General features: G+C 65.2%; 9 protein-coding genes. 4 read left to right on the top strand and 5 right to left on the bottom strand.

The window, feature by feature from the left end; translation table 11 throughout:
* The first annotated feature begins 44 nt into the window (after positions 1-44).
* The 4 genes from C7401_RS13185 to C7401_RS13195 all read left to right on the top strand — a co-directional run bounded on the left by C7401_RS13185 (position 45) and on the right by C7401_RS13195 (position 5,485).
* Positions 45-863 carry an IclR family transcriptional regulator gene (locus tag C7401_RS13185; protein ID WP_112171815.1) on the top strand — a complete coding sequence of 273 codons (819 nt, stop codon included), beginning with the start codon at positions 45-47 and terminating at the stop codon, positions 861-863.
* A gap of 66 nt (positions 864-929) precedes the next feature.
* A complete protein-coding gene (gene catC, locus C7401_RS13190; protein WP_112171816.1) occupies positions 930-1,205 on the top strand; it encodes a muconolactone Delta-isomerase in 276 nt (91 codons plus the stop codon).
* A gap of 430 nt (positions 1,206-1,635) precedes the next feature.
* Complete coding sequence (locus C7401_RS44360) at positions 1,636-1,830, top strand: hypothetical protein (RefSeq protein ID WP_146757916.1); 195 nt, start codon at positions 1,636-1,638, stop codon at positions 1,828-1,830.
* Positions 1,831-1,972: 142 nt separating this feature from the next.
* On the top strand, positions 1,973-5,485 hold the full coding sequence (locus tag C7401_RS13195; RefSeq protein ID WP_112171817.1) for a pyruvate carboxylase: 3,513 nt from the start codon (positions 1,973-1,975) through the stop codon (positions 5,483-5,485).
* A 158-nt stretch (positions 5,486-5,643) separates the two neighbouring features.
* Here the strand turns inward: C7401_RS13195 and C7401_RS13200 are convergent, their stop codons facing one another.
* From C7401_RS13200 to C7401_RS13220, 5 genes are all read right to left on the bottom strand, one after another.
* Positions 5,644-6,960 (bottom strand): MFS transporter, encoded by a 1,317-nt coding sequence (locus C7401_RS13200; RefSeq protein ID WP_112171818.1) that lies wholly within the window; start codon positions 6,958-6,960, stop codon positions 5,644-5,646.
* Positions 6,961-7,042: 82 nt separating this feature from the next.
* Entirely contained in the window at positions 7,043-8,335 is a 1,293-nt protein-coding gene (gene eno, locus C7401_RS13205) for a phosphopyruvate hydratase (protein ID WP_112171852.1), read from the bottom strand.
* Between the two features lie 8 nt (positions 8,336-8,343).
* Positions 8,344-9,762 (bottom strand): pyruvate kinase, encoded by a 1,419-nt coding sequence (pyk, locus tag C7401_RS13210; protein WP_112171819.1) that lies wholly within the window; start codon positions 9,760-9,762, stop codon positions 8,344-8,346.
* Positions 9,763-9,774: 12 nt separating this feature from the next.
* The gene (locus C7401_RS13215) at positions 9,775-11,091 is read right to left on the bottom strand and encodes a glycerate kinase type-2 family protein (protein ID WP_112171820.1); all 1,317 of its coding nucleotides are present in this window, start codon (positions 11,089-11,091) and stop codon (positions 9,775-9,777) included.
* A gap of 195 nt (positions 11,092-11,286) precedes the next feature.
* Positions 11,287-11,490, bottom strand: a 204-nt coding sequence (locus tag C7401_RS13220; protein ID WP_258397031.1) for an isocitrate/isopropylmalate family dehydrogenase, incomplete at its 5' end; no start/stop codon positions are given.

Consider the following 11,490-nt stretch of genomic DNA (forward strand, 5'->3'; position numbering starts at 1 on the left):
CGCCGCGCGGTCGGGCTGCTTGCGCGAAACAAGTAGAAGGGCAGATGGACCTCGCAGACATGGTTGCCGTAGCGCCCGGCGCGCCCGGTGTGTCCTCGCGTTTCGGCACGCAGAGCCTCGCGCGCGGCATCAGGCTGATGCGGGTGATCGCGACGAGACCGCTGGTTGGCTGGAGACTGACCGACCTCGCCATTGCCTGCGATCAGGACAAGGCGACCGTGCGCCGCATGCTGGCCTGCCTCGTGGAGGAGCGGCTCGTCGAGCAGCGCGAGAGCGACCGCCGCTATCTGCCCGGACCGCTGATGTATGAGCTTGGGCTTGCGTTGCCGCAGCATGGCGCTTTCCAGCGGCGCGCGGAGGTCATTGTCGAGGACTTCGCTTCGCGCATGGGCGGCATTGCCCTGTTCCAGTTGCGCAGCGGCAGCGACTTCGTATGCAGCATTCGTGCGGGCACTGTGCAGATGACGGGGGCCATGGTCTATCCGGGCGGCCGCCGGCCGTTGTTCACTTCGGCCGGCGGCGTTGCGATCCTGCAAACCTTGCCGCCCGAAGAAGCCACGGCCGTTCTCATGGATAACGTGAATCAGGAGATCAAGCGGCACGGCCCGGTGCGCCTCGCCTCGCTACAGAAAATGCGCGATCGCTCGGAGCGGCACGGGTTCGGCGTCAACTTCGGCTATGTCGTGCCGAACTCCTATGCCTTTGCGGTTCCGGTACGCGGTTCGGATGGCCATGCATTTGGCGCGGTCTGCATCATTGGCACGCCCGAGGCTTACGGCGAAGAACGGCTCGACGACGTGCACGAGGCGTTGGTGGCCGTGCAGGCGCGCCTCGAAGCCGCGGCGCGCGAGTGCGGTCTGTGAGCGCACTGGGCGGAACGCCCCGGCACGAAAAATACCCGTTATTTTGATGAAAGCAAGGAGAAGGTGATGCTTTATTACGTAGCAATGCAAATTAATATTCCGGAGACGCTCGATGCCGAACGGGTCGAGACGATCAAGGCCGCGGAGCGCTCACGGGCGATCGAGATTCAGGAAACGGGCAAGTGGCCGCATCTATGGCGCGTAGTCGGCCAATACGCCAATGTCAGCATCTTTGATGTCGAAAGCAACGACGAGCTGCATCAACTGCTGTCGTCGCTGCCGCTTTTTCCGTATATGTCGATTCAGGTCACACCGCTCTCGCGTCATCCCGCGGCCATCTGACGTTCCCGCCGCCGCACGCACGCATTTCCGGTGCACAGCGGCTGCGCTGTGGCGCTTGCCTTGACTGGCGCCTCCGCGTTTCGTAGTGGTGGAGGGATTCGCCTCTACACGAGCGCGATGCAAGGCGGGTGTGCTGGACGGTGTGGCGGCCATTCTGGCACCGAAAGCTGAGCCATCCTTTGCCCACCTCGATCTGGATCTGTGATGGCCTCCAGATTTCAAAACTGCAATCTCCGGCGTCAAATTTGAAATATCCAGGTGCTGTGGCGGAACGTTCAGGCTGCCTGGAATGAAGCTTTTCCTTGTGTGGCATGGATTGGCGCGCGTCTTGCTTAAAGGACCGCCACCGCACCACGCGGAAAGTCGCGAAATCGTCGCCTGTCTTCAACGGAGCGGTTGCCGACACAGAACCATCAGTGAGGAGACAAACATGAACGATAGCGAAGCAGCCGTGCGATTGGCGCGCGCAAGCCGAACGGCGCCATCAGCGCTGGAGAGCAGCCCGGGCGGTGATTGCCGCCGCAGTTGCACGCGCCACCCCGCGAACTGGGCGTGGGCAACCTTGTACAACCAATACGACTGGATGGATGTGCACACGCTCTCCGGCGAGTTAGACCCGCTCTGAGACGCCGCGCGTCGCCTCGACACGTCCAACGCCCGGCGCGCTCCACACCGGCCATCTCCTTCGACAGCACTGCGGAGTGCGGCCGGGCCCGCCAATCCATCGTCATCACCTCGCTCGCCCGGCTCGGCGCGAGCCATACACCATGACTTACGCCCCTATCAAATCGCTGCTCATTGCCAACCGCTCCGAGATCGCCATCCGTGTGATGCGTGCCGCAGCGGAGCTGGACATTCGCACGGTCGCCATCTATTCGAAGGAAGACCGTCTCGCGCTGCATCGCTTCAAGTCCGACGAAAGCTACCTGGTCGGAGAGGGCAAGAAGCCCCTTGCGGCTTATCTCGACATTGACGACGTGCTGCGCATCGCGAGGCAGGCAAACGTTGACGCGATCCATCCCGGCTATGGCTTTCTCTCCGAGAATCCGGAGTTCGCCCAGGCGGTGATCGATGCGGGCATGCGCTGGGTCGGCCCGGCTCCCGAGGTGATGCGCATGCTCGGCAACAAGGTCGCGGCGCGTAACGCGGCGGTGGCGGCCGGCGTACCGGTGATGCCGGCTTCCGATCCCTTGCCGCACGACCTTGAACAATGCAAGCGCCTCGCCGCGCAAATCGGCTACCCGTTGATGCTCAAGGCGAGCTGGGGCGGCGGCGGCCGCGGCATGCGCGTGCTGGAAAGCGAGCAGGATCTCGCCACGTCGATTGCCGCCGCGCGCCGCGAAGCGCTTGCCGCATTCGGCAATGACGAAGTCTATGTCGAGAAACTGGTGCGCAACGCACGCCATGTGGAAGTGCAGGTGCTCGGCGACGCGCACGGCAATCTCGTGCATCTCCACGAACGCGACTGCACGGTGCAGCGGCGCAACCAGAAAGTCGTCGAACGGGCGCCCGCGCCCTACCTCGATCCCGCGGGCCGCGCCGAACTCTGCGAAGCGGCACTGCGCCTGATGCGCGCGGTCGGCTACACGCATGCGGGCACGGTGGAGTTCCTCATGGACGCCGACACCGGCCGGTTCTATTTCATCGAGGTGAATCCACGGATTCAGGTCGAGCACACGGTGACGGAAATGATCACCGGCGTCGATATCGTCAAGGCGCAGATCCGCATCACGGAGGGCGGCCGCATCGGCCTCATCGAAGACAGCGTGCATGAAACCGGTGCCGTTGCCGAGCGCGCGGCGGGCGTGCCCGCACAGGCCGACATTCCGCTGAACGGCCATGCGCTGCAATGCCGGATCACGACCGAAGATCCCGACAATGGCTTCCTGCCCGACTATGGGCGCTTGTCCGCATACCGCAGCGCATCGGGTTTCGGCGTGCGTCTCGACGCAGGCACGGCCTATGGCGGCGCGGAAATCACCCCTTACTACGATTCACTGCTGGTCAAGGTGACAACGTGGGCGCCGACGGCCGTCGAATCGATTCGACGCATGGATCGTGCGCTGCGCGAGTTCCGCATTCGCGGCGTGGCGTCGAACCTGCAATTCCTCGAAAACGTCATCAACCATCCGGCCTTCGGGCGGGCAGAGGTGACCACCCGATTCATCGATCGCACGCCCGAGCTGCTCGCCTTTGCGAAACGGCGCGACCGCGCCACCAAGCTGCTGCGCTATCTCGGCGAGACCAGTGTCAACGGTCATCCGGAGATGGCGGGCCGCTCGCTGCCCGCGCTGCCGCTGTCGAAGCCGGTGCTGCCTTGCGTGAACACGGGCGTGCCGTTGCCAAAGGGCACGCGTGACCGTCTGCGCGAGCTTGGCGCGGACCGTTTTGCGAAGTGGATGCTGGATCAGAAACAAGTGCTTCTGACCGACACCACGATGCGCGACGCACACCAGTCGCTGTTCGCAACCCGCATGCGAACTGCCGACATGCTGCCGATCGCGCCGTTCTACGCGCGCGAACTTCCGCAGCTATTTTCAATGGAGTGCTGGGGCGGGGCGACGTTCGATGTGGCGCTGCGCTTTCTCAAGGAAGACCCGTGGCAACGCCTCGCGCAATTGCGCGAACGGGTGCCCAATATCCTCTTCCAGATGCTGCTGCGCGGCTCGAATGCTGTCGGCTACACGAACTACGCGGACAACGTTGTGCGCTTTTTCGTGCAGCAGGCGGCGGTTGCGGGCGTAGACGTGTTCCGCGTATTCGATTCGCTGAACTGGGTGCGCAACATGCGCGTAGCGATCGACGCGGTACGCGAGAGCGGCGCGCTGTGCGAAGGTGCGATCTGCTATACCGGCGATGTGTTTGACCAAGCCCGTCCGAAGTATGACCTGAAATACTACGTGGGGATCGCACGCGAACTCCAGCAAGCCGGGGTGCACATTCTCGGCATCAAGGACATGGCGGGCATTTGCCGACCGCAGGCCGCCGCGGCGCTCGTGAAAGCGCTCAAGGAGGAGACCGGCTTGCCGGTGCATTTCCATACGCATGACACGAGCGGCATTTCGGCGGCTTCGGCGCTCGCCGCGATCGAGGCAGGCTGCGACGCAGTCGATGGCGCGCTCGACGCCATGAGCGGGCTGACGTCGCAGCCCAATCTTTCCAGTATCGCGGCCGCGCTGAGCGGCAGCGAGCGCGATCCGGGGCTCAGCCTCGAACGGCTGCATGAAGCGTCGATGTACTGGGAAGGCGTGCGCCGCTACTACGCACCGTTCGAATCGGACATCCGCAGCGGCACCGCCGACGTGTACCGTCACGAGATGCCGGGCGGGCAGTACACGAATTTGCGCGAGCAGGCGCGCTCGCTTGGCATCGAGCATCGCTGGACCGAAGTGTCGCGCGCTTACGCCGATGTAAACCGGATGTTCGGCGATATCGTGAAGGTGACGCCCACCTCCAAGGTGGTGGGCGACATGGCGCTCATGATGGTGGCGAACGACCTGAGTGCTGCCGACGTGCGCGACGCGGCGAAGGACATTGCGTTTCCGGAGTCGGTCGTGTCTCTCTTCAAGGGCGAGCTTGGCTTCCCGCCCGACGGCTTCCCCGCGGACTTGTCGCGCAAGGTCCTGCGCGGTGAACCCCCCGCGCCTTACCGGCCTGGCGACCAGCTTGCCGCGGTCGATCTGGCCGCGGCGCGCGCGCAGGGCGAGGCGGCCTGCGAGCATCCGCTCGACGACCGGCAACTGGCTTCGTACCTGATGTACCCGAAGCAGACGGCTGACTACCATGCGCACCTGCGGACGTATAGCGACACGTCGGTCCTGCCGACGCCGGCGTTCCTCTATGGCCTGCAACAGCAGGAGGAGATCGCCGTCGACATCGACGCGGGCAAGACGCTGCTCGTCTCGCTCCAGGGCCAGCACGCGGACGGTGACGAGGGCATGGTGAAGGTCCAGTTCGAACTGAATGGCCAATCGCGCACGACGACCGTCGAGCAGCGCCGCGCCGCGCAGGCGTCCGCGGTACGCAATGGCCGGGCAGTCGCCGATCCGGAGAACCCGCTGCATGTCGCCGCGCCGATGCCTGGCTCCGTGGTGACCGTGGCGGTTCAGCCCGGGCAACGCGTTGCCGCCGGCAGCACGCTGATCGCGCTGGAGGCCATGAAGATGGAGACGCATATCGCGGCTGAGCGCGACTGCGTGATCGCCGCCGTGCACGTCCAGGCAGGGGATCGTGTTGCCGCGAAGGATCTGCTCATCGAACTACGGGAAGCGGGCGGTTGAGAGAACACTTTTCGTGTGTGGGGTGGTGGCTCGTGATCAGGGCGGTGTTTTCATAACGCCCGGCACCAACGTGCCCGATTTCGGGATGCCGCCACCGCTCCCGTCGATCTGGAACCGGACTGTCGTGGCGTCCACGCTCCGACAGTCCAGCGTTCACCTCAATGATCGTGCCTAACCTGGCTGATAAGAGGTTGCTGACTTGCCTTTCGGCTCAGCAGCAGCGTCATGACGGCGGAAACCGCGAGCGTCGCCGCGACGACATAGAGCCCAAGCGTGTAGCTGCCCGTCATGCCTTTCAGCCACCCAATCACGGCCGGGCCCACAAAGCCGCCGAGATTGCCGATGGAGTTGATCGACGCGATGCCCGCCGCGGCGCCCGCACCCGAAAGAAATAGGCTCGGCATGGCCCAAAGCGGAGCCTTTGCGGCACTGATGCCAACGTTCACGACAGTCAGTGCGAGCACGATCATCAGCGCCGTATTGGCTTGGCCTGCAAGAACGAATGCCAGGCATGCAAGCACGCAAGGGATGACCACGTGCCAGGTGCGTTCACCCGTGCGGTCGGAGTGTCGCGCCCAAAGAACCATGACGACGATGGCGATGAGGCTGGGAATGGCGTTGATGAGCCCCGTTTGCAGTGAGTTGAAGCCGAACTGGCCGATCATCAGCGGGGCCCAGAGACCGAGCGTGTAGAGCCCGGCAGACGTGCCGAAATAGATCAGCGCAAGCGCGAGCACACGAGGATCGAGCAGCGCCTTGAGCGCGCCAGTCGTGTGGCCCGCGTGACTTTCACGGAGATCCGCTTCCTCCTTTAACCTGGCGATGAGCCAGTCACGTTCTTCCGCGTGCAGCCAGGTCGCTTGCCTTGGCGAGTCGATCAGACGCTTGAGGACCACGAAGCCGAGCACCACGGCCGGAACGGCCTCGATGATGTAAAGAAGCTGCCAGTCAGCAAGACCGAACATCGGCGGCAGTTGCATGATGGCGCCCGAGACCGGCGAGCCGAGCGCGGTGGACAGCGGCGCCGCTGCCATGAACCAGGCTGCCGCTACGGCGCGTTGCTTCGTCGGAAACCAGAGGCTCAGATAGAGAATGATGCCGGGGAAGAAGCCGGCTTCCGCCACGCCGAGCAGGAAACGCAGGACATAAAAGCTGGTCGGGCCGGATACGAAGGCCGAGGCGGCCGACACGATGCCCCACGTGATCATGACTCGCGCAATCCATATCCGCGCGCCCACGCGATGCAGGATGAGATTGGACGGCACCTCGAACAGGAAGTAGCCGACGAAGAACAAACCACCGCCTAGTCCGAACGCAGCCGGCGAAAGTCCGATGTCCTTGTTCATCGTCATCGCCGCGAAGCCGACATTGACGCGGTCGAGAAAGCTGACGAAGTAGAGCAGCATCACGAACGGAATGATGCGCCACATGAGCTTGCGGGATACCCGGGATTCGAGATCCTGATCTGAGTGCATTGTCTCCTCCTTGAAAGGAAGTCGCACCGGTTGTTTGAACGCGTTGTGGCGGTGCGGTGGTGGAATGGCGAGAAAACCGTGGTTATTGATGCGCGCTGAAACGGCTGAACACGTCGCCGGGCTTCCATGCTGCGGCGTCGCCGAGTTCCGCCTCGATCATGAGCAGGCGGTTGTACTTCGCCACACGGTCGGAGCGGCACAGCGAGCCCGTCTTGATCTGTGAAGCGGCCGTACACACGCTGAGATCCGCAATGGTGGTGTCTTCGCTGTCGCCGGAGCGATGCGAGACGACTGACGCATAGCCGGCTGCCGTCGCGGTTGCAATCGCATCGAGCGTTTCTGTGAGCGTGCCGATCTGGTTGGGCTTGATGAGAATGGCGTTGGCGATTTGCTGGCCAATGCCCTCCTGAAGCGTGCATGCGTCGGTGACAAACAGGTCGTCGCCTACGAGTTGCACGCGCTGGCCAAGCCGTTGGGTCAGCAAGCGCCAACCGTTCCAGTCGTTCTCCGCCATGCCGTCTTCGATGGAGACAATCGGATAGTGGTTGACGAGCGCTTCGAGATACGCCGCGAAGCCATCGGCGTCGAAGCTGCGTTGTTCCGAGGCGAGCGTATAGCGGTCTTCGGCATAAAACTCGGAGCTGGCGACGTCGAGGGCGAGCGCTATGTCACGGCCGGCCCTGAAGCCGGCCAGCGCAATCGCGTCCATGATCGTGTCGAGCGCGGCGGCGCTGGAAGGCAGGTCGGGCGCGAAGCCGCCTTCGTCGCCCACGCCGGTGCTTAGCCCCTGCTTGCGCAGCGTGCTGCGCAACGCGTGGAAAACCTCCACGCCCCAGCGGATCGCCTCCGTGAAGCTCGGCGCGCCAACCGGCAATATCATGAACTCCTGAATATCGACGCTGTTGTCCGCGTGGGCGCCGCCGTTGAGGATGTTCATCATCGGCAACGGCAACGTGGGCGAGGTGTTCATCGAGAGGAAGCGGTAGAGTGGGGCGCCCGCGGCTTGCGCCGCCGCTCTTGCGCTCGCCAGCGAGACAGCGAGCAGCGCATTCGCGCCGAGCCGCTGTTTCCCCGGCGACCCGTCCAGGTCGATCATGATGCGGTCGATGCGTTCCTGCGCCGTGGCGTCCTGATCGAGCAGCGCGTTGCGCAACGCGCCATTCACATGCGCCACGGCCTGACGCACGCCTTTGCCGCCGTAGCGCTGCGGGTCCTTGTCGCGCAGCTCGACGGCTTCGCGCTCACCCGTCGACGCGCCGGACGGAACGATGGCGAAGCCCTGCGAGCCGTCATGCAGACTCACACGCGCGGCGACGGTGGGGTTGCCGCGCGAATCGAGCAGTTCGAATCCTTCGATGTGTTGGATACGTGCCATGTCGACGCTCACTGGATTTGTGCGATGCGCATGAGGTTGGTCGTGCCGGCGGTGCCGAACGGCATGCCGGCGGAGATGACGACGGTTTGCCCGCTCACGCCGATGCCCGCGCTACGCACGGTCTCGCACGCCAGTTCGCTGACCGCCGCGACATCTCCGGCTTCCTCGCTCACGACCGGGTGCACGCCCCAGGCGAGCGTGAGCCGGCGCGCGACCGCGAGATGCGGCGTCATGCCGACAATCGGCACGCAGGGCCGCTCGCGCGCCATACGCAGCGCGGAGTAGCCCGAACTCGTGTAGGCAACCGTTGCCACCGCGTCGAGCAACTGTGTGACGTGGCGCACTGCGAATCCGATTGCATCGGGCACCACGGCGCGCGGCGCCGCATGCGAGGCGGCGATGACCTCGCGGTAGTACGGGTCGCTTTCGGTGCGCGCGATGATGCGATCCATCGTGCGCACGGCTTCGACGGGATACTGGCCGCTCGCGGATTCGGCGGAGAGCATCACGGCGTCGGCGCCGTCGTAGATCGCCGTGGCGACGTCGGAGGCCTCCGCGCGCGTGGGCACCGGCGCGCTGACCATCGATTCGAGCATCTGCGTCGCGACGATCACAGGCTTGCCGAGCTTGCGGCAGGTCCGCAGGATGCGCTTCTGGATGGCCGGAACCTGTTCGGCGGGCACCTCGACGCCCAGGTCGCCGCGCGCGACCATGATCGCGTCGGCCTCCTCGACAATCGCTTCGAGGCTGCCGATGGCGGCGGGCTTTTCCAGCTTGGCGAGCAGGGCCGCGCGACCCTGCACGATCTCGCGGACTTCGCGCAGGTCTGCCACGCGTTGCACGAACGACAGCGCGACCCAGTCGACGCCCAGTTCGAGACCGAACGCGAGATCGCGTCGATCCTTTTCCGTCAACGCAGAAAGCGGCAGCACCACGTCGGGCACGTTGACGCCCTTGCGCTCGGAGAGCGTGCCGCCGATCACGACAACCGTATCGGCCGACTCCGCGTCGCAACGCTCGACGCGCAACTGAATGCGGCCATCGTCGAGCAGCAGCGTCGTGCCGGGCTGGATTGCCGCGAAGATTTCCGGATGGGGGAGCGCGACGCGCTCGATGCTGCCCGGCTGCTCGCGTGCGAGGTCGAGCCGGAACGCAGCGCCCGCTTCGAGACGCACGGGTCCGTTTGCGAAGGTGCCGACGCGCAGCTTCGGCCCTTGCAGATCGAGCAGCACGCCGATGGGGCGGCCGACTTCTCGCTCGATCGCGCGGATGACTTCGAGTCGCGCTCGATGGTCCTCCTGGGTGCCGTGACTGAAATTCAGGCGAAATACATCGGCGCCCGCATGAAAGAGCGCTTCGATCGTTTCGCGTCGCGTGCTGGCAGGTCCCAGCGTGGCGACGATTTTGGCATTACGGGTGCGGCGCATGACGAGGGTTCCTTAAGCCGTGGCGGTTTCGCCGCCGATATAGATCGCACGAAAGTCGTTGACGTTGGTGTGGGTCGGGCCGGTGACGAGCGAGTCGCCGAGCGCCTGGAAGAAGCCGTGGCCGTCGTTGTTGTCGAGGCTGGCGGCCGGGTCGATTCCGGCGGCGCGCGCACGGGCAAGCGTGTCGGGCGCGAGGCGCGCGCCCGCGATGTCTTCCTGACCGTCAACGCCGTCGGTGTCGCCGGCAAGCGCGTGGATTTGAGGCAGACCGTTCAGGGCAAGCCCGAGCGAAAGCAGGAACTCGACATTGCGCCCGCCGCGACCCGTGCCGCGCACGGTCACCGTGGTCTCGCCGCCGGAGAGCAGAATGCAAGGTGTCCTGAATGGCTGGCCGCGCTGTGCGATTTGCCTGGCGATGCCCGCCATGACCGTGCCGACTTCGCGGGCCTCGCCTTCAATCGAATCGCCGAGAATATGCACGTCGACGCCTTGCTTCGCGGCGCATTGCGCGGCGGCTTCGAGCGCCATTTGCGGCGTGGCGATGAAATGAGATTCAACGCGCGACAGCCTGGCGTCGCCGGGTTTGAGTGTTTCCAGTTCAGCGGACTTTAGTTGTGCGCGCAATGGATTCGGCACGTCGATCGCGTAGCGCTCGAGAATGGCGAGTGCGTCGGCGCAGGTCGTCGCGTCGGGCACGGTCGGTCCGGAGGCGACGTCGGCGGCGCTGTCTGCGGGGACGTCGGAGATGATCAGGTTGACGACGCGCGCGGGATGGCACGCGGCCGCGAGACGGCCGCCCTTGATCGCGGAAAGATGGCGGCGCACGCAGTTCATTTCGGCGATGGTCGCGCCGCTCGCGAGCAGCGCGCGGTTGATGGCCTGCTTCGCTTCGAGCGTGAGGCCGGGCGCCGGCAGGGGCAGCAGTGCGGAGCCGCCGCCCGAAATCAGGCAGATCACGAGATCGTCTTCGCTCAGTCCCGAGACGCATTCGAGCATGCGCTGCGCCGCGCGCAAACCGGCTTCGTCGGGCACCGGATGCGCGGCTTCGACGACCTCGATGCGCTCGCACGGCACGCCATAGCCGTAGCGCGTGACGACGAGGCCTTCGAGCGGTCCATGCCAGTGCGCTTCGAGCGCGCGAGCCATGGCGGCGGACGCCTTGCCGGCGCCGATCACGAGCGTCTTGCCGCGCGGCGGCTCGGGCAGGAAGGCACGCACGCGCAATTCGGGCTGGGCGACGGCCACGGCGGCGGTGAACATGTCTTCGAGTAGCCGGGGGATGTCGACTGGGGCGGCCCCGCGCGGCGAGGTGGGGGAACGGCTTTGCATGTGCGGTTCAGGCCTCGAAAGCGTGCATGGGGAGGGCGGGGAGGCAGGACACACGGTCTCCTTCGTTTCTTGAGGGCGAGCGTCACCACGACGGCGCGTGCGCCGTCGAATCGCGGTGAGGGGGGAGCCGTCGCCGCTGACGGTGGCGCTGCGCTAGCGCGCGCCCGTCAGGGCGAAGACAGGATGCGGTGCCGCTTAGGCGGGTGCGGTCGTCTTTTCGAGCAGGGCGCAGACGGCGTCGGTCACCTGCTTCGTGGTGGCGTTGCCGCCCAGGTCGCCCGTGTGCAGCGCGGGGTTGGCCGTGACGGCTTCGATGGCCTGCATCACGTGCGCGGCGGCCTCGTGCTCGCCGAGGTGTTCGAGCAGCATCACGACCGACCAGAACGTGCCGATGGGATT

It is taken from the genome of Paraburkholderia unamae (assembly GCF_003268775.1).
GTDB classification, from domain to species: domain Bacteria; phylum Pseudomonadota; class Gammaproteobacteria; order Burkholderiales; family Burkholderiaceae; genus Paraburkholderia; species Paraburkholderia unamae.